The sequence below is a fragment of the Amycolatopsis sp. NPDC101161 genome, assembly GCF_044768185.1.
Taxonomy (GTDB): Bacteria; Actinomycetota; Actinomycetes; order Mycobacteriales; family Pseudonocardiaceae; genus Amycolatopsis.
Genome location: NZ_JBIWPI010000005.1, coordinates 19502 through 37101, shown reverse-complemented (window position 1 = coordinate 37101; position 17600 = coordinate 19502). Strand labels below are relative to the sequence as shown.

At 69.0% G+C, this 17600-nt stretch carries 16 protein-coding genes and 2 tRNA genes; 6 read left to right on the top strand and 12 right to left on the bottom strand.

The window, feature by feature from the left end; translation table 11 throughout:
• The first annotated feature begins 78 nt into the window (after positions 1 to 78).
• Positions 79 to 408, top strand: coding sequence for a hypothetical protein (locus ACIRSS_RS33790; RefSeq protein WP_400902056.1), 330 nt, complete (start codon positions 79 to 81; stop codon positions 406 to 408).
• Positions 409 to 479: 71 nt separating this feature from the next.
• Here the strand turns inward: ACIRSS_RS33790 and ACIRSS_RS33785 are convergent, their stop codons facing one another.
• Positions 480 to 1154, bottom strand: coding sequence for a LuxR C-terminal-related transcriptional regulator (locus tag ACIRSS_RS33785; protein ID WP_400902053.1), 675 nt, complete (start codon positions 1152 to 1154; stop codon positions 480 to 482).
• A gap of 755 nt (positions 1155 to 1909) precedes the next feature.
• On the opposite strand from ACIRSS_RS33785, the gene ACIRSS_RS33780 reads away from it, so the two are divergent.
• Together ACIRSS_RS33780 and ACIRSS_RS33775 are read left to right on the top strand one after the other, a co-directional pair.
• Positions 1910 to 2134, top strand: coding sequence for a hypothetical protein (locus ACIRSS_RS33780; protein WP_400902050.1), 225 nt, complete (start codon positions 1910 to 1912; stop codon positions 2132 to 2134).
• A 94-nt stretch (positions 2135 to 2228) separates the two neighbouring features.
• Positions 2229 to 3530, top strand: a complete 1302-nt coding sequence (locus ACIRSS_RS33775) for an acyltransferase (RefSeq protein WP_400902048.1) — start codon at positions 2229 to 2231, stop codon at positions 3528 to 3530.
• Here the strand turns inward: ACIRSS_RS33775 and ACIRSS_RS33770 are convergent.
• The 8 genes from ACIRSS_RS33770 to ACIRSS_RS33735 all read right to left on the bottom strand — a co-directional run bounded on the left by ACIRSS_RS33770 (position 3520) and on the right by ACIRSS_RS33735 (position 9468).
• Positions 3520 to 4416 carry an amidohydrolase family protein gene (locus ACIRSS_RS33770; RefSeq protein ID WP_400902046.1) on the bottom strand — a complete coding sequence of 299 codons (897 nt, stop codon included), beginning with the start codon at positions 4414 to 4416 and terminating at the stop codon, positions 3520 to 3522. The genes ACIRSS_RS33775 and ACIRSS_RS33770 overlap by 11 nt on opposite strands.
• Positions 4413 to 4895, bottom strand: coding sequence for an SsrA-binding protein SmpB (gene smpB / locus ACIRSS_RS33765; RefSeq protein WP_086683555.1), 483 nt, complete (start codon positions 4893 to 4895; stop codon positions 4413 to 4415). The genes ACIRSS_RS33770 and smpB overlap by 4 nt, the downstream gene beginning before the upstream one ends.
• A gap of 48 nt (positions 4896 to 4943) precedes the next feature.
• On the bottom strand, positions 4944 to 5837 hold the full coding sequence (ftsX, locus tag ACIRSS_RS33760) for a permease-like cell division protein FtsX (protein WP_400902043.1): 894 nt from the start codon (positions 5835 to 5837) through the stop codon (positions 4944 to 4946).
• 42 nt (positions 5838 to 5879) lie between these two features.
• Positions 5880 to 6569, bottom strand: a complete 690-nt coding sequence (gene ftsE, locus ACIRSS_RS33755) for a cell division ATP-binding protein FtsE (RefSeq protein WP_086683549.1) — start codon at positions 6567 to 6569, stop codon at positions 5880 to 5882.
• 112 nt (positions 6570 to 6681) lie between these two features.
• The gene (prfB, locus tag ACIRSS_RS33750) at positions 6682 to 7785 is read right to left on the bottom strand and encodes a peptide chain release factor 2 (RefSeq protein WP_400902041.1); all 1104 of its coding nucleotides are present in this window, start codon (positions 7783 to 7785) and stop codon (positions 6682 to 6684) included.
• Between the two features lie 63 nt (positions 7786 to 7848).
• Positions 7849 to 8349: a PadR family transcriptional regulator gene (locus tag ACIRSS_RS33745; protein ID WP_400902039.1), complete on the bottom strand. Its 501-nt coding sequence runs from the start codon at positions 8347 to 8349 to the stop codon at positions 7849 to 7851.
• 380 nt (positions 8350 to 8729) lie between these two features.
• Positions 8730 to 8806, bottom strand: a tRNA-Met gene (locus tag ACIRSS_RS33740).
• Between the two features lie 77 nt (positions 8807 to 8883).
• The gene (locus tag ACIRSS_RS33735) at positions 8884 to 9468 is read right to left on the bottom strand and encodes a TetR/AcrR family transcriptional regulator C-terminal domain-containing protein (protein WP_400902037.1); all 585 of its coding nucleotides are present in this window, start codon (positions 9466 to 9468) and stop codon (positions 8884 to 8886) included.
• A 94-nt stretch (positions 9469 to 9562) separates the two neighbouring features.
• On the opposite strand from ACIRSS_RS33735, the gene ACIRSS_RS33730 reads away from it, so the two are divergent.
• Positions 9563 to 10981: an FAD-dependent monooxygenase gene (locus ACIRSS_RS33730; protein ID WP_400902035.1), complete on the top strand. Its 1419-nt coding sequence runs from the start codon at positions 9563 to 9565 to the stop codon at positions 10979 to 10981.
• 133 nt (positions 10982 to 11114) lie between these two features.
• On the opposite strand, the gene ACIRSS_RS33725 is transcribed toward ACIRSS_RS33730, so the two are convergent.
• Both ACIRSS_RS33725 and ACIRSS_RS33720 read right to left on the bottom strand, forming a co-directional pair.
• Positions 11115 to 11188: transfer RNA gene (locus ACIRSS_RS33725), tRNA-Met, on the bottom strand.
• Positions 11189 to 11255: 67 nt separating this feature from the next.
• Positions 11256 to 14270, bottom strand: coding sequence for a UPF0182 family protein (locus tag ACIRSS_RS33720; protein ID WP_400902033.1), 3015 nt, complete (start codon positions 14268 to 14270; stop codon positions 11256 to 11258).
• Between the two features lie 132 nt (positions 14271 to 14402).
• On the opposite strand from ACIRSS_RS33720, the gene ACIRSS_RS33715 reads away from it, so the two are divergent.
• Complete coding sequence (locus ACIRSS_RS33715) at positions 14403 to 14933, top strand: PPA1309 family protein (protein ID WP_400902031.1); 531 nt, start codon at positions 14403 to 14405, stop codon at positions 14931 to 14933.
• On the opposite strand, the gene ACIRSS_RS33710 is transcribed toward ACIRSS_RS33715, so the two are convergent.
• On the bottom strand, positions 14930 to 15955 hold the full coding sequence (locus ACIRSS_RS33710) for a PDZ domain-containing protein (RefSeq protein ID WP_400903990.1): 1026 nt from the start codon (positions 15953 to 15955) through the stop codon (positions 14930 to 14932). The genes ACIRSS_RS33715 and ACIRSS_RS33710 overlap by 4 nt on opposite strands.
• Before the next feature lie 182 nt (positions 15956 to 16137).
• Here ACIRSS_RS33710 and ACIRSS_RS33705 point away from each other — a divergent pair, with 182 nt between their 5' ends.
• A complete protein-coding gene (locus ACIRSS_RS33705; protein ID WP_400902029.1) occupies positions 16138 to 17487 on the top strand; it encodes a zinc-dependent metalloprotease in 1350 nt (449 codons plus the stop codon).
• The last annotated feature ends 113 nt before the right edge of the window (positions 17488 to 17600 follow it).

The following is a 17600-nucleotide window of genomic DNA, read 5'->3' as shown; positions in this document are numbered from 1 at the left end:
CGCCCGAAGATCTTTAGATTTTCGTTCTGCCACAACGGAAAACGGCGATCCCGCCGTTCATCGAACGAAAGGCGCAACGTGATTTCCACGCTCAAGTCCGCAGGTGCCGCCGCCATCATCGGCATCGCCGCCGCCGGTGTGCTCGGCCTCGCCGGCCCGGCAGTCGCCAACGCCCAGACCAGCTCCCCGGCCGGCGTCCAGGACTGCGGCCTGTCCCAGGGCGTCCTGCACTGGGCCTACACCAACTGCGGCAACTCGCCGGCACTCGTGCGGTTCCAGCACGTCCCGCTCCACGGCTCGCAGTGGTCCAACACCCTGTGCATCGCCAAGGGCGCGGTCGTCACCGTCGGCAACGCCGCCCTGGAGAGCATCTCCGCCACCCCGCTTCAGGGACCGTGCATTCCGTGATCTGAGCAGGTCGGCGTCTGACTGAGGGAGCCGCGGAACCCGATCGGGCTCCGCGGCTCCCTCGAACAAGTTCAATCACCGGGTCCCGATGGCCACGCGATACCGTTGCGGTAGGCGAAAATGACCATGTCGCTTCGACTGGACACCTCGAGCTTGCGCATCGCCCGATGGAGATGGGTCTTCACCGTCGACTCGCTCACCACGAAGGCCCGGGCGATATCGGCATTGCTGCGCCCGGCGGCGACAAGCCGCACGACCTCCGATTCCCGGCGCGTCAATCTCGCCAGCACCGGCGCAGGCTCGCCGATCGGCAGCAAACCTCTGCGGTGTGCCGCAACCAAACGCCGCACCGCCCACTGCGGCAACCGCAGTTTCCCTCCCGCGACCTGAACGATCTCCTCGATCAGTACACGGGTCGTGGCTCCTTTCGACACTGAACCAGCCGCGCCCGCGCGTACAGCTTCCAAGACCAGGTCCTCGTCACCCGGCGCCGAGGTCACGACTATGCGAGGGCGCGCACGCCGATACCCACCGAGCACCTGGTCAACCAGGCCGACACCGAGGCGGCGCAGAAACGTCGCATCCAGCAGCACGACCTGCGGGTCGATCCCGCGCAACACCATCCGCAAGCCGGCGACATCAGCGGCTTCACCGACCAGCCGGCACCGACGAGACTGCTCCAGGACGGCGCGCATCCCGGCGCGAGTGAGCTCATGACTTTCCGCGACAACAACAGCGATCAACACGATCCAATCCCAAAACCCGGATGCCCACACGAACCTGGATATCGCTGCGAGGGCTGCCTGCACCAGCTCGGCGATCGACGCACCAGCAGGACTCAGCCGCCAGCAGCTGCGAGAACGCAAAGAGCTTCAGGCTCCTGAGGGACAGCAGCCGCTGCACGAGTTGCGGAGCCGCAGGACGTTACCGAGCGATCGAGGGAAAGTCGTCGCCTCGAGCGAGCTCAGGACTGGATGACCGGCGCCGCGCGCACAGTCTCGGTCGAGAAACACCACGAAAAATAGGACTATTCACCTACGCCACCTCCCCTGTGACACCTTGAACTTAGCGACCCAAGATCATCACCGGCACCGCCCGAACGGGTGATGAACTGTGTGATGCGTCGGAGCGACCAGCGCTCTCACATCAATGCGCGTCTCGTTGGTCCGCGCCAACCAGTACGACCACCCGTCCAAGTACATCTCCCGCGAACACCTGCTCCAGCCTGCTCGGCGGGCCGCGGCATCGGCTTTCCCCGAGCGTCGTTGAGGACAGCGCCCAGGCGAGAATTCATCACATAATGAACTATCGAAGCAAACAGCAAGCAGAGGACGTCCAGCGTCGAGCCGGTATGTTGGTGGCTGTGGGTGGGTGCCGAACCCTCGCGGATCGCGTTCGTGCGATGGGGCTGGTTCTTCTGGGTTTCGGCTGGTCAGTGGCTCTTGGTGGTCAGCTGGTCACTCACCTACCATGAGCGGACCCGTCGGGAAGGAGCGCGCAGATGACCGACGAGACCCGCTGCGTCCGCTTCTTCGGCGGCCCGCTCGACGGCCGCGTCCAGGAGCTCGGGGACGCCGAACCCGTGCCCGGCACCGTCATCCGGCACATCCACCTGCACGGTGGCCCGAAGATCGAGACCCGCTACGAGCTCGGCCTCACCGAGAACGGCTGGGAGTACCGCGTCGCCGCGACGCAGCACGAACCCGAGCCCGACGGCTTGAGGTAGGGAGAACCCCCGTAGCCCCCTGGGGTCAGCAGGACCCCCAAGACGCGGGTCAGCACCGCTGTTCCGGCGGCCCGGAGCCGCCAAGCTCGACAGCATGCAAACGAGCCGGGACCGCTTCCTCGACGTCGTCCGGGCGGGGGCCATCCTCGCCGTCATCGGCCAGCACTGGATCATGCCGGTGCTCTCCTACTCCGACGGCCACCTCGCCACGGGCAACGCGCTCGCGACGCCCGGTTGGTGGGTCGTCACCTGGCTGTCCCAGGTCATGCCGCTCGTCTTCTTCGCCGGCGGCGCGGCCAACCTGATCTCCTTCCGCCGCGCGCCATCGACGCGGACCTGGCTCGGCGCGCGGCTCAAGCGCCTGATGCTGCCCGTGCTGCCGCTGATGGCCGTCTGGCTCGTCATGCCGGACTTCCTGCGCGGCCTCGGCGTCCCCGCCCAGCCGCTGCAGGTCGGCAGCGCGATCGCCGCGCAGCTGCTGTGGTTCCTCGCCGTCTACGTCCTGGTCGTGCTCCTCACACCGCTGATGGTCGCCGCGCACCGGCGCTGGGGCCTCAAGGTCCCGCTCGTCATGGGGGTCGCCGGCGTTCTCGTCGACGTCGCCCGCTTCAACGACCTCGGCTACATCGGTTACGCCAACGCGATCTTCGTCTGGGTCGCCGTCCACCAGCTCGGCTTCCACTACGTCGACGGCCGCCTCGGCACGCTCACCCGCCGCGCCGCCCTTTCGCTGTCCGCCGCCGGTTTCGGCGTCACCGCGCTGATGGTCGCCTTCGGCCCGTACCCGGCCAGCATGATCGGCATGCCCGGCGCGCCGGTGTCGAACATGAGCCCGCCCACCGTACTGCTCGCCTTCCTCGCCGTCGGCCAGATCGGCCTGCTCCTCGCCTTCCGCCCGCAGCTCAACGCCCTCGCCGAGCGTCCCGGCGTCGGCACCGCGCTCAGCTGGCTCGGCGCTCGGTTCATGAGCGTCTACCTCTGGCACATGCCGGCACTGATCGTCGTCGCGGGCGTGACCGTCTACGGCCTCGGCTACGAAACGCCCGAACCCGGCACGCTGCTCTGGCTCGTCATGGCGCCCGCGTGGTTCGCCGTGTGCGGCATGGTGCTGCTGGGCCTGCTGCGGCTGTTCGCGCACTTCGAGATGCAGCGCGACACCGCCGGCGTCACCGCGCGGGTGCCGCAGCTCGTCGTCGCCGGGCTGATGATCTCCGGTGGCCTGCTCGGCCTGGCCGCCCACGGTTTCGCGCCGCTGTCGGACGGCTTCGCGCACGGCCCGGTGCCGTGGGTGGTCCTGGCGACGGCCGGTTTCCTGCTGGCGAGCAAGCCCGTGCCGGTGGTCGACCTGCTGGGCCGCGCGGTCGTCGTGAGCGAGGGGGCGGTCGTCAAGCGTTGAGCAGGCGCAGCGGGGTGTCGTGCAGGACGGCCCGCAGGAACGGCTCCCCCAGGCGATCGTCGGCCGCCCAGCCGGCGATCGCCTGCAGCTGCGTCGCGTACGAGTACGGGATGTTCGGGAAGTCCGTGCCGAGCACGACCCGGTCGGCGAACTCCGCCAGCCGCGCGGTCCAGTCCGGTGGCAGCGGTGACATCCGCTCCGCGAACGGGACGCCGACCATCGTCGTGTCCAGGTGCACCCGCGGGTACTTCTCGAGCAGCTCGAACGCCGTCCCGAACTCCGGCATCGCCGCGTGCGCGAGCACCGCCGTCAGGTCCGGGTGCGCGGCGAGGACCTCTTCGAACACCGACAACCCGGTGAAGTCGCCCCGCAACGGACCGTGTCCACAGTGGACGACGACGGGCACGCCGGCGTCGGCCAGCGCGCCCCACACCGGCTTCAGCAGCTCGTCACGCGGGTCGTACGCACCCACCTGCACGTGCGCCTTGAACACCCGGGCGCCGGCGCGCAGCGCACCGTCCACAGCGGACCCGGCGCCGGGTTCGGGGTAGAACGTCCCGGTCGGCACCGCGTCCGGAACCCGCGAAGCGAACTCCAGCGCCCAGTCCGTCAGCCACTCGGCCATCCCCGGCTTGTGCGGGTAGACCAGCGGCGCGAACCGCGTCACGCCCAGCGAACGCAGCGTCGCCAGCCTGTCCTCTTCGGACGTCCGGTAGAACACCGGCCAGTCGGTGCCGTAGTGCGTCGAGGCCCGGTCGAAGTACGCCCAGACCTTGTCCATCACCGGTTTCGGCAGGAAGTGGACGTGCAGGTCGACCAGGCCGGGCAGGCCGAGTGACGCCGTCCAGCGCGCGACATCGCTGTCGGAGGCCGGGCCCGGCGTCACTCCGTGAACCGGCCCTTCAGCGCGCGGCCCATGGCCTTCCTGATGTCGCGGTCCGCGTCGCGCTTGGCGAGCGCCTGCCGCTTGTCGTAGGCCTTCTTGCCCTGGGCCAGCGCGATCTCGACCTTGACCTTGCCGTCCTTGAAGTACATCGACAGCGGGACCAGGGAGAGCCCGCTCTCCTTGGTCTTGCCGATCAGCTTCTCGATCTCGCGCCGGTGCAGCAGCAGCTTCCGGGTCCGCCGCGGCGTGTGGTTGGTCCACGTGCCCTGGGTGTACTCCGGGATGTGCACGTTGCGCAGCCACACTTCGCCGTCGTCGACCGTCGCGAACGCGTCCGCGAGGGACGCCTTGCCCTCGCGCAGGCTCTTCACCTCGGTGCCGACGAGCACGAGACCGCACTCGTAGGTGTCGAGGATGGAGTAATCGTGCCGCGCCTTGCGGTTCGACACGATCACCTTCTGGCCACGTTCCTTGGGCATACGACCACTCTACGTGATTCCGGAAACCACCAGCAGCTGGTTAAACGACTAGTGCCGCACGTACAGGCGCAGCGTGACGTAACCGGTGATGGCGGAGATCACCACGGACACCCCGAGCAGGATCGGCGCGACCGGGAACAGCAGCTCCAGCGTGGTGATCTTCGGGAACACGTCCCCGGTGAACACCGAATCGAGGAAGCCGGCCTTCGTGATGATCAGCATGATGATCCCGATGACCGCACCGAATACGCCGGCGACCACCGCCTCCAGGAGGAACGGCAGCTGCGTGTACCACCGCGTCGCGCCGACCAGCCGCATGATGCCGACCTCGGTGCGCCGCGTGAACGCGGACACCTGGATCGTGTTCGCGATCAGCAGCAGCGCGGCGATCGCCATGATGAGCGCGGCGCCGAACGCCATGTTCCGCACACCGTTGAAGGCGTTGAAGACGCGGTCGAGGAACTTCTTCTGGTCGTCGACCTTCCGGACGCCCGGCTTGCTGCCGTACTCCTGGACGATCGACTCACTGCGGTCCGGGTCCTTCAGCTTCACGTGCAGCGACGCGGGCAGCGACTCCGGGCCGGTCAGCTGGATGAGCTCCGGCTGGCTCTCGAAGATCTTCTTGAACCGGTCGAAGGCCTGGTCGCGGTTCTCGAACACGACCGACTCGACGCCGTCGTTGCTCTGCAGCGACGAACGCAGCGACTGGCACAGCGACTGGGTGCAGGTCTTGTCCGTCGCGCTGATGTCGTCGGTGAGGTAGACCGAAACCTCGACGTCGGCGAGGAAGTTGGACTTCATCTTGTCGATCGTGCGCACGGCGAGGAGGCCGCCGCCGAGCATGGCGAGCGACACGGCCGTGGTCAGGATCATCGCGATGGTCATCGTGACGTTCCGGCGCAGGCCGGTGATTACCTCACTGAAGACGAAACTGGCGCGCATGTCGGGGTCAGGTCCTTGATGTCGGGGGCTGGGGCGGGAAGGTCAGCGACCGATGCCGTAGACGCCGCGGGCGTCGTCGCGGATCACCCGGCCGAGCTGGAGCTCGACGACGCGGCGCCGCATGGAGTCCACGATGGAGTGATCGTGGGTCGCCATCAGGACGGTCGTGCCGGTGCGGTTGATCCGCTCCAGCAGCAGCATGATGTCCTGGCTGGTGTCGGGGTCCAGGTTCCCGGTCGGTTCGTCGGCGAGCAGCACCAGCGGCCGGTTCACGAACGCGCGCGCGATCGCGACGCGCTGCTGCTCACCACCGGAGAGCTCGTTGGGCAGCCGGTCCGCCTTGCCGTCGAGGCCGACGAGCTCGAGCACCTCGGGGACGACCTTCTTGATGGTCGGGGCGGGCTTGCCGATGACCTCGAGGGCGAACGCGACGTTCTCCGCGACGGTCTTGTTGGCCAGCAGGCGGAAGTCCTGGAAGACGCAGCCGATGGTCTGCCGCAGGCGGGGGACCCGGCGGCGGGCCAGCTTGGCGACGTCGAAGTTGGACACCATCACACGGCCCTTGCTGGGCGTCTCTTCGCGCAGCAGCAGCCGGAGGAAGGTCGACTTCCCCGATCCCGAGGGACCGATGAGGAAGACGAACTCACCCTTGTCGATGTTGACGGACACCCGCTCGAGCGCGGGCCGCGTCGAGGTCTTGTAGACCTTGGAAACCTCTTCGAGCCGGATCACGATTCGGCATACTACCCACCGGTCTCGTGAAGCCCCGGTTGCCCGGTCCACCCGGGTGGAGCAAGGGGCGTTTGCGTACGGTGAGCGGTCGTCCGCCTACCCCTTGCGCCGATCAGGCGACCGCAGTCTGCTTCCGCCACCGGATGCCGGCGTCGAGGAACCCGTCGATCTCGCCGTCGAGCACCGCCGACGGGTTGCCGACCTCGTAGTCGGTCCGCAGGTCCTTCACCATCTGGTACGGGTGCAGCACGTAGGAGCGCATCTGGTTGCCCCAGCTGGACCCGCCGTCCTTGAGGGCGTCCATCTCGGCGCGCTCCTCTTCCTTCTTGCGCAGCATCAGCCGCGCCTGGAGGACCTTCAGCGCGGCCGCCTTGTTCTGCAGCTGCGACTTCTCGTTCTGGCAGGAGACGACGATGCCGGTCGGCAGGTGTGTGATGCGCACCGCGGAGTCGGTCGTGTTGACGCTCTGGCCCCCGGGACCCGACGAGCGGTAGACGTCGACCCGGATGTCCTTCTCCGCGATGTCGACGTGGTCGACCTCTTCGACCTCGGGCAGCACCTCGACGTGCGCGAACGACGTCTGGCGGCGGCTCTGGTTGTCGAACGGCGAGATCCGGACGAGCCGGTGGGTGCCCTGCTCGACCGAGAGGGTGCCGTAGACGTAGGGGGCGGTCACCTTGAACGTCGCCGACTTGATGCCCGCCTCTTCGGCGTAGGAGATGTCGTAGACGTCGGTCGGGTAGCCGTGGCGCTCGGCCCAGCGCAGGTACATGCGCAGCAGCATCTCGGCGAAGTCGGCCGCGTCGACGCCGCCGGCCTCGGAGCGGATGGTGACGACGGCGTTGCGGTCGTCGTACTCGCCCGAGAGCAGGGTGCGGACCTCGAGGCCGTCGATGGCCTTGCCGAGGTCGGCGAGCTCGGTCTCGGCCTCGCCCATGCTGCCGGAGTCACCTTCGGCCTCGGCGAGCTCGTACAGCACGCCGAGGTCGTCGAGCCGCTGGCGCAGGTCGGAGACCCGGCGCAGCTCGCCCTGCCGGTGGGACAGCTGGCTGGTGACCTTCTGCGCCGCCTCCGGGTCGTCCCAGAGGTTCGGGCTCGAAGCCTGCTGTTCCAGGTCGGCCACCTGGGCACGCAGCGCGTCCAGGTCCATCACCGACTCGATCTGCGTCAGCTTGCCGGTCAGGTCCCTCAGTGCCGCGTCGAACTCATCACTCACGTTTGTCAAGGTTACGGCAAAACCCACGACCGGTTGCGAGGACCGGTCGTGGGCGCGCGAACCTCAGGCCGCGGGGATGGCGTCGAGCAGCTTCAGCGCGGCCTTGGCCTGAGCCTGGGCGAACTCGCCGACAGCCTTTTCGTACGGCCCGTCGGCCGCCTTGGTGGCCGCCTTCGCGTCGTCGAGCTGCTGGCTGTAGCTCGTCCGGGCCGACTCGAGCAGCGACTGGCGCTGCTTCGCGGTCAGCGACCCCGCGTGCACGAGCCGCAGGATGAGCGGGCTGCGCAGGTGGTCGGGGCCGGCCTCGGACGTCAGCCAGGCCTTGAAGGCCTTCTTGCCGGCGGCCGTGATCAGGTACTGCTGGCTGGAGCGCGGGCCCTGCTTGCCGAGCCGGACGAGGCCTTCCTTGGACAGCGCCGGGAGCTCCCGGTACACCTGACTGCGGGTGACGCTGAAGAAGGCGCCGAAACGCTCACCGGCTCCGGCGACGAGCTGCCCGCCCGTGGCGGGACCGTCGTGGAGCAGACCGAGCAGGGCGGCGGCTGTTGCATTCAATTCGGACACGTCCCCTAGATTCCCACTTATCGGCCGCTGTGTCCACAGTGGTCAGCGGATCTGTCCATTGTGGCTAGTGAGATCCCCTCGTTCGGCCCAATGCGACCAGGTCCACTGTGGACCGCGGACACGCTGTGCAACCACCGGGGGCGGAACTTTGGTCCAACCAGCCGCACGCGAGCCCCGCCGACGCCGCCAGGCAGGTGAGTTCGGCAGGGCGCTTTCCCCGGCTTGGCGCACTCCGGACACGCACCGCAACCACCCGGAAACGGGGTTCACATCGTGGGATCCGCAGTCATTCGACGGTTTCGCGGAAAAGTCGGCAGTGAAAGCCGCGCGCGCATGACAAAAGAGGCACGTTCCCGGATTTCCGAGAACGTGCCTCTTCGTGGTAGCGGGGACAGGATTTGAACCTGCGACCTCTGGGTTATGAGCCCAGCGAGCTACCGAGCTGCTCCACCCCGCGCCGTTGTGGTACTTGAATAGATTACACGGGGTGGCCACCGGGTTTTCACCGGGGTCCTCCAACCGGCTGACCAGGCGTTACGCCCCGCCGAGCCACTGGCGCGCTCCACTGAGGACCATCTCCAGGCCGTCCTCGAAGCGCGCATCGACGTCGGCGAGCAGGTCACCGGCCTCGGCGCCGCGGTACCGCTCGTCCAGCTGACCCGGCACGGGGTAGACCGCCTGCTCTTCGATGGTGAACCCGACGACGTAGCTGTAGACGGTGAACAACGCCTGCCCGGCCCGCCGTTCGTCCACACCGGCGTCGATGCTGCGCCGCAGCGGGCTCGGCCCGGCCAATCCGGTGTCGCCGAGGTACGTGCCCGCGAAAACCTTGCCGCCGTCGCGGTAGGACAGCATCATCCGCCGCAGCGCCCGCGCGCCGTGCGCGACGGCGTCCCACTCCCCCAGCCCCTCCGGCGGCCGCCGGTCCTCGGCCGAATCGGCGTACATCTGCGTCGCCATCTCGTCGAGCAGTTCCTGCTTGCTCTTCAGGTGCCAGTACAGCGCCGGCGCCTTGACGCCGAGATCCGCGGCGATCAACCGCAGCGTGAGGCCGTTGAGGCCGACCTCGTTGAGCAGCTTCAGGCCCGAACGTGCGATGTCCTGCCTGTTCAGGGCCATGTTTTCGGTTCTCCTCGGGTACCCGGCTTGACAGTTTAACGATGTTAAGGGCATCCTCGGGTCAGGTCAATTTAACGTTGTTAAGGAGCTGGGGATGAACGAGCTGACCGCGGAGGTGGTCGTCGCCGGGGCGGGACCGACCGGGCTGATGCTGGCGAACGAGCTGGCACTGGCCGGAGTGGACACCGCTGTGCTCGAGCGGATGCACGAGCGGACGGGTCTGTCGAAGGCGCTGAACCTGCAGCCGCGCACGGCGGAGGTGCTCGACCTGCGGGGCCTGCTGGGCCGGGCGGAACAGCGGTCGTTCGCGACCGTCGCGGACGGACACTTCGCGGTGATCCCGGTGCCCTACACCGGCTGGGACACGCGCCACCCCTACCAGCTCGGCATCCCGCAGGCGCAGGTAGAAGCGGCGCTGGAGGAGCGACTGGCCGAGCAAGGCGTGAAGGTGCTCCGCGGCCACGAGGTGACCGGCTTCGAGCAGGACGCCGCCGGCGTGACGGTCACGGCGGGCGACCTGCGCGCGCGGGCGGCGTACCTGGTCGGCTGCGACGGCGGCCGCAGCGCGGTGCGCAAAGCGCTGCAGCTGCCGTTCGAAGGGATCGAGGGCCGCGGCCACGGTGTCTCGGCGGACGTCGTGTTCCGGACGACCCCGCCGGGCGCGCCGACGCAGTGGCGGTCGATGGGGAACATGGTGACGTCGCTCAGCCCGGGCAAGTTCATCGGCCTGATCCCGCTGGGCGAGCCGAACCTGTACCGCCTGAGCTACGGCGACCGGCTGAACCGCCCCGACGACCTCCGGGCCGAAGTGCCGGAAGAGGAGGTCCGCGCGGCGGTCCGCGAACGCTTCGGCGACGAGGTGGAGATCGAGGAGATCCGCTGGGTGTCCCGCTTCTCGGACGACAGCCGGCTCGCGGCGAAGTACCGGGTGGGCCGGGTGTTCTTGGCCGGCGACGCGGCACACGTCCACTTCCCCGCGGGCGGCCAGGGGCTGAACCTGGGTGTCCAGGACGCTGTGAACCTGGGCTGGAAGCTGGCGGCGGACCTGCGCGGCCGCGCCCCGGCGGGGCTCCTGGATTCGTACGAGGCGGAACGCCGCGCGGTGGCTTCCGGGGTCTTGCAGAACGTGGCGGCCCAGAACGCGCTGATCCCCCTGACGCCGGACCAGCTGGCCCTGCGGGCGTTGTTCCGGGACCTGGCGGCGCTCCCGGAGGTGCAGCACAAGCTGTCGGGCATGGTCTCGGGACTGGACATCCGTTACACGCCGGAGGAATCCCACCCGGCGGCGGGCGCCCGGCTCCCGGATTTCCCCCTGGGCAACGGCTTCGCGAGCGACTTGTTCCACAGTGGAAAGTTCGTCCTGCTGACGAAAACCCCGGCGCCGGCGCCGCATCCGGAGGTAGTCGTGGCGGAGGTGCCGGAACTGCCGTGGCCCGACCTGACGAAGGTGCTGGTCCGCCCGGACGGTTACATCGCCTCGACGACAGGATCCACGGACGGCTGGCTGGCCTGAAAACGCGCCCGCGCGAAGGGGGGTCCAGGGGCGGCGAAGCCCCCCTGGCGGGGTCTGGAGGTTCGACCCCCAGGGGCGAAATGCGAAGGAGGCGTGGCTCGCGTTTTCCGCGAGCACACGCCTCCCACATCCGTAGCGGGGACAGGATTTGAACCTGCGACCTCTGGGTTATGAGCCCAGCGAGCTACCGAGCTGCTCCACCCCGCGTCGTGACACCTACCTTACGCCCCTGTTTCCAGGAGGTGCAAAGCAGGTGCCCTCTAGGTAAGCGACGTCACCCTCCAGGCTGCGAACTCGGCGGCGGAGTGCTGGTCCCCGGCGCCGCGGTCTTGGCCGACTCGTACTCCTTGGCCGCCGCGTCGAGCGCCGCCAAAGCCGCACCCTGGTCCGTGAAGTTCCCGGACTGCTGGGCCGCCCGCAGCTTCGCGAGCGCCGCCTGGATGTCCGTCACGGCCTTGTCGAGCGCCGCGTTGCCGCCGCCCGAGTTGGGTGGCGTCGTCGTGGCCGGCGGGGTCGTCGTCGGTGGCGTGGTCGTGGGCTGGCCGGCCTGCGGTGGCGTGGTCGTCGCCTCGCCGGTGCCCGCCCCGAAGATCTGGTCGAGGGCTTCCTGCAGCGTCGCGCCGTAGCCGACCTTCGGCCCGTACGACACCAGTACCCGCGCGAGCTGCGGATAGCTGTTCTGGTTGCGCTGCCGGATGTACACGGGCTCGACGTAGAGGAAGCCCTGCGCCACCGGCAACGTGATCAGGTTGCCGTAGATCGGGATGACGTTGGGGTTGTTGAACAACGTCCGGTCCTGCGCCACCCGTGGATCGCTCTGGAACCGGTTCTGCACCTGCACCGGACCGTCGACCTGGGTCGCTCCGGTCGCCGCGCTCGGTAGCTGGAGGACGCGGATCTTCCCGTAGTCGTTCGGATCGGAGGACACCGACATCCAGGACGCGAGGTACTGCCGCTGCAGACCGGTGAGCGAGCTGGTCAGCTGGAACGTCGGCTTGCTCTGGCCCGGGGTGTCGGCGAGGACGTAGTAGCCCGGCTGGTTGGCCGCGCCGGCCGCGGCCGGGTTGGAGCCGCCTTCGGCCGTCGGGTCCTGCGGGACGCTCCAGAACGCCTGCTGCGAGTAGAACTCCTGCGGGTTGCTGACGTGGTAGCGCGACAGCAGCTCACGCTGGATCTTGAACAGGTCCTCCGGGTAGCGGAAGTGCGACCGCAGGTCCGGCGAGATCTCGGAGCTCGGCTTCACGAGCCCGGGGAAGACCTTCTCCCAGGCGTTGAGGACCGGTTCCTTGTCGTCGATCGAGTACAGCGTCACGGTGCCGTTGAAGGCGTCGACAGTGGCCTTGACCGAGTTCCGGATGTAGTTGATCGAGCTGTTCGCCTGCCGGGCGACGCCGTTGAGCGAGTCGTTGGTCGCCGCGCCGAGCTGCGTCTGCTGCGAGTACGGGAAGTTGTTGATCGTCGTGTAGCCGTCGATGATCCACTGGATCTTGCCGTCGACGACCGCGGGGTACGGGTCGCCGTCGAGGGTCAGCCACGGCGCGACCTTGCTGACGCGGTCGCGCGGGTCGCGGTTGTACATGATCTTCGAGTTGTCGCCGATGGCGTCGGAGAACAGGATGTTGCGTTCGCCGTACTCGGCCGCGAAGGCCAGGCGGTTGAACCAGTTGTCGACCGAGACGCCGCCGGTGCCCTTGTAGTTGTAGCGGTCGGTGGCGGTGTCGTACTCCCCCGGCGCGCCGTTGCCGCCGACGATCGCGTAGTCGGAGTCCGCGGCGGACAGCTCGCCGTAGTAGATCCGCGGTTCCTTGACCTCGATGCCGGGCTGGCCCGTGGCGGGCGAGCCCGCGCCCGACGGGTTCTGCGTGTCGCTCGTGGTGGCGATCGGGTAGCCGCCGTCGGAGTTGGCGTCCTTGACCGCGCGGTCGATCGTGTTGGCCGGCGCGGCGACGAAGCCGTTGCCGTGGGTGTAGACGAGGTGCTTGTTGATCCAGCTCGTCTGGTTGCCGGTCAGGCCCTCGGTCTTGATCTCCTTGGCCGCGACGATGTAGTCCTGCGTCACGCCGCCGACGGTGTAGCGGTCGATGTCGAGCTTCGCGGGGAAGCCGTAGAAGTTCTCACGCCCGACGCGCTGGGTGAACGTGTCGGAAAGGATGTTCGGGTCGAGCAGCCGGATGTTGGACATCGTCCCGGTGTCGGCCTTGAGCTGGTCCGGCGTCGCCGACGAATTGCCCGTGTACGGCTGGTACTGGACGTCGGTGAGGCCGAAAGCGCGGCGGGTGGCGTCCATGTTGCGCTGGATGGACGTGGCTTCCTTCTCGTTCGCGTTCGGCTTGACCGAGAACTGGTCGAGGATCGCGGGCCACGCGACGCCGACGAGGATGCTCGAGAGGATCAGCAGCACGAGCGCGATGGCCGGCAGCTGGAGGTTCCGCAGGAAGGCACCGGCGAAGAACGCGATCGCGCAGATCACCGAGATGCACAGCAGGATCAGCTTGGCGGGCAGGACCGCGTTCAGGTCGGTGTAGGTGGCGCCGATGAACAGCGGCGCGCCGCGGTCGGAGAGCAGCAGGTTGTACCGGTCGAAGAAGTACTCGGCCGCCTTCAGGAGCACGAAGATGCCGACGGTGATGGCCAGCTGCGCGCGCGTCGGGCCGGCGAGCTGCCCGCCCTTGCCGGCCAGCCGGATGCCGCCGAAGACGTAGTGCGAGATCAGGGCGCCGAAGAAGGAGATGACGACGGTGATGAACAGCCAGCCGAGCAGCCAGTTGTAGAACGGCAGGTCGAAGGCGTAGAAGCCGACGTCGTTGCCGAACTCGGGGTCGGTCTGGCCGAACGAGGTGCCGTTGAGGAACAGCTGCACGACCTGCCAGTCGCCCTGGGCGGACAGGCCGGCGATGAGGCCGGTGAGCACCGGGATGCCGACGCCGAAGAGCCGGATCCGGGCGACGATCGCGGACCGGTAGCGGGCCAGCGGGTCGTCGGCGCCGGAGATCGGCACGAACACCGGGCGCGTCCGGTAGGCGATCATCAGGCTGATCGCGAGCGCGCCGCCGACGAGCAGCCCGACTGCGAAGAACAGGATGATCCTCGTGACCACCTGGGTGGTGAACACCGAGCGGGCACCGACTTCACCGAACCACAACCAGTCGACGTACGTGTCGAGCAAGCGGGCCCCGAGCAGGAGCGCGAGCACGATCACCGCGGCGATGATGAGGAGGATCCGGCTCCGCCGGGACAGCTTCGGCAGGCTCACCGGGGGCCGAGTCGCCACGGTGCACGCTCCTGTCATTCGTCAGCACTTGAGCAGGGGCGCACGCGCCCCCTGATTCCCTAACTCTACGGATGCCGGGAGAAGTTCCCGGGACCCGCCCAAACCGGACTCGCGGCGTGGTCGTCACGACCGGCCTGACACGATGTGCGCATGGAATCGCAGCAGGCCGGAGTGGCCGCTCTCGCCCGCGAGATCGAGGAGTTCATGGCCGCGGGCGGCTGGGACCAGCCCCCGCAGCTGTTCGCGCTGGTGCCGACGGCGGCGCTGCTGGACGAGCAGCCGGAGCTGGCCGGGCAGCTCGACCGGGCGAACCCGCTGACGCCGGTGGCGCAGGAAGCGCTGCCCGACGGCGACATCGCCGAGGCGCTGGCCCGGATCGCGTGGCCCGATCTGGTGATCGGGTGCGCGCTCGCCCAGGAGATCATCGTGCTCCCGCCGGGCTCGGAGTCCGAGCTGCCGGACGTCACCGAAGCCGACGCGGAAAGCCTGCGCCGCGCGGCCGCCGACCACCCGCAGCGCACGGAGGCTCGCCTGGTGGCCGCGGTCCTGCGCGACGGCGAGGGCGCGTGCGCCATGCGGCTGCGCGGCATGGGCGGCGACGAGTCGGTCGACGAGATCGTCGAGAGCCCGGACCTGGCGCCCAACCTCCTCGAAGCCCTCAAGGCGACCCTCCTGCCCTAGCAGGAGGTGGTCGGGCGGCCCGCCTTCAGGTTGGCCAGCTGGGCGAGCGCGTCGTCCAGTGTGGACACCTTGATGAGGTTGAGCCCCTCGGGCGCGCTGGTCTTGGCCTCGGCGCAGTTGTGCTCGGGCACCAGGAAGTCCGTGGCGCCGGCCTCGCGGGCGCCGACGACCTTGAACGAGATCCCGCCGATCGGGTCGACCTCGCCGGTCTCGGTGATCTCGCCGGTGCCGGCGATGTGCCGCCCGCCCGCGAGGTCGCCGGGCTGCAGCCGGTCGATGATCGCGAGGGTGAACATCAGGCCGGCCGACGGGCCGCCGACGTCCTGCAGCGAGATGTTGACGGTGAAGGGCGCGTCGGCCCGGTCGACCGCGGTGAGGCCGATGAAGCCTTCCTTGCGGTCGGGCCGCGAAGCGAGCGTCAGCGGCACGGTCCGTTCGGGCTGGCCGTCCGACTGGAAGGTGATCTGCACGGTCTGGCCGGGCAGCGTGCCGGCCAGCGCGTTGCGGACGTCGGCGGCTTCGACGATCTTCTTGCCGTTGACGGTGATCAGCTTGTCGCCGGGCGAGAGCACGTGGTCGGCGGGGCTCCCGGAGACGATCTGCTTCGCCAGCACCTTGATCGGGTAGCCGAGCTTGCGCAGCGCGGCGACCTGCGCGTTCGTCTGCGAGTCCTGCAGCTGCTGGATGTTCTCCTGCTTGACCTGCTCGTTCGTCTCGCCGGGCTTGAAGTACTCCTCGCGCGGCGCGAGCGCGTAGCGGCCGCTGGCCCAGAAGCCGAGGCCCTGGAAGAGCGTGACGCCGTCGTGCAGCGAGACGGTCGTCATCCGGAGCTCGCCGGTGGTCTGCTGGGTCTCGTGCCCGGTGACCTGGATGACGGGGTTTCCCGCGGCGTCGCGACCCAGGGTGTCGTAGGTCGGGCCGGGGCTGATGGCCACGAACGGCACCGGCACGACCAGGCCGAGCACCACGAAGACGAGGAACAGCGAGCCGCTGACCACGAGCGTCCAGCCGCGGCGGGTCATCCGCCGGGCCTCGCCGGCGGGCTCGGCGCCGGGGTCCGGGCTGCTCTTCGCGGGCGCGGTCTGCTCGGAGGACTTGGTCACGCGTGACAGCGTACGGTGACCGTGTTCGCTTGTCGGTGAAGGCCACGCACATCGGTCCGGTTGACGCGCTCAGGGGTGTCCGACCCGCGTACGGTGGACACATGAGCAAACCCCCGTTCGGCTTCGGACCGTCCGATCCCGACAAACGAGGTGAGAACGAGCCTTCGGAGCCTTCCGGTGCCGAGGCCTTCAACCAGCTCGGGCAGATGCTGAGCCAGCTGGGCCAGATGCTCAGCCAGGCCGGCAGCTCCAGCGGGCCGGTGAACTACGACCTCGCCAAGCAGATCGCCCTGCAGAACCTGGGCAGTTCCGGCAACACCGGCGAGAGCCGCCTCGGCTTCCGCGGCGGCGACGACGCGAACGCCGCGGTCCGTGACGCCGCCCACCTCGCCGAGCTGTGGCTCGACGCGGCGACGGTGTTCCCGGCCGGCGCGACGTCCGCGGTCGCCTGGTCGCCGCGCACCTGGGTCGAGAAGACGCTCCCGACGTGGCAGCGCCTCTGCGACCCGGTCGCGCAGCAGATCTCGGGCGCGTGGATGCAGGCGCTGCCGGAGGAGGCCAAGCAGGCCGCCGGCCCGCTGCTGCAGATGATGGGCCAGATGGGCGGAATGGCGTTCGGCTCCCAGCTCGGCCAGGCCCTCGCGCAGCTGGCCTCGGAGATGCTGACGGCGTCCGAGATCGGCCTCCCGCTGGCCCCGGCCGGCACGTCGGCGCTGCTGCCGGCGAACATCGAGAAGTTCGCCGAAGGCCTGGAGCTGCCGAACAGCGAGATCCTGGTGTTCCTGGCCGCCCGCGAGGCGGCGCACCAGCGGCTGTTCACGCACGTGCCGTGGCTGCGCCAGCGCCTGCTGGCGACGGTCGAGGAGTTCGCGCACGGGATTTCGGTCGACACGTCGGCCCTGGAGTCCCTGGCCGGCCGCATCGACCCGGCCAACCCGGCGAGCATCGAGGAAGCGATGTCGTCCGGGCTGCTGGAGCCCCAGACGACGGAGGAGCAGAAGGGCGCGCTGCGGCGCCTGGAGACGCTGCTCGCCCTGGTGGAGGGCTGGGTGGACGTGGTGGTGGCCGAAGCGGTCGGCGACCGGCTGCCGGGAGCGGACGCCCTGCGCGAGACGCTCCGCCGCCGCCGCGCGACGGGCGGCCCGGCCGAGCAGACGTTCGCCACGCTGGTGGGCCTGGAGCTGCGCCCCCGCCGCATGAGGGACGCGTCGAACCTGTGGAAGCTGGTGGGCGACCGCCACGGCCTCGAGAAGCGCGACGGCCTGTGGTCCCACCCGGATCTGATGCCGACGGCGGAGGACCTGGACGAGCCGATCGACTTCGCGGACCGCGTGGGCGAGACGGGTTCCCTGGACGACCTGGACCCGATCGCGGAGCTGGAGCGCACGGAGCAGGCCGAGCGGTCGGAGAAGAAGGACACCCCGCCCGAGGAGGGCGAGACGCAGGCGTAAGGCCTGATCGTCTTCGGAAAGCCGGTGGCCGCTTCAGCGGACCACCGGCTTTCTGCGTGTCGGCCCTTGCGCCGGCGCTCCAAAAAGCAACCGGGGTGACCCGAAACCGCAGG

Bases quoted from the DNA above. Each gene is read 5' to 3' on its own strand.
- ACIRSS_RS33780 (WP_400902050.1), top strand. From the start codon at position 1,910: ATGACCGACGAGACCCGCTGCGTCCGCTTCTTCGGCGGCCCGCTCGAC.
- ACIRSS_RS33775 (WP_400902048.1), top strand. From the start codon at position 2,229: ATGCAAACGAGCCGGGACCGCTTCCTCGACGTCGTCCGGGCGGGGGCC.
- smpB (WP_086683555.1), bottom strand. From the start codon at position 4,895: ATGCCCAAGGAACGTGGCCAGAAGGTGATCGTGTCGAACCGCAAGGCG.
- ftsX (WP_400902043.1), bottom strand. From the start codon at position 5,837: ATGCGCGCCAGTTTCGTCTTCAGTGAGGTAATCACCGGCCTGCGCCGG.
- ACIRSS_RS33735 (WP_400902037.1), bottom strand. From the start codon at position 9,468: ATGGCCCTGAACAGGCAGGACATCGCACGTTCGGGCCTGAAGCTGCTC.
- ACIRSS_RS33730 (WP_400902035.1), top strand. From the start codon at position 9,563: ATGAACGAGCTGACCGCGGAGGTGGTCGTCGCCGGGGCGGGACCGACC.
- ACIRSS_RS33720 (WP_400902033.1), bottom strand. From the start codon at position 14,270: ATGACAGGAGCGTGCACCGTGGCGACTCGGCCCCCGGTGAGCCTGCCG.
- ACIRSS_RS33715 (WP_400902031.1), top strand. From the start codon at position 14,403: ATGGAATCGCAGCAGGCCGGAGTGGCCGCTCTCGCCCGCGAGATCGAG.
- ACIRSS_RS33710 (WP_400903990.1), bottom strand. From the start codon at position 15,955: ATGACCCGCCGCGGCTGGACGCTCGTGGTCAGCGGCTCGCTGTTCCTC.
- ACIRSS_RS33705 (WP_400902029.1), top strand. From the start codon at position 16,138: ATGAGCAAACCCCCGTTCGGCTTCGGACCGTCCGATCCCGACAAACGA.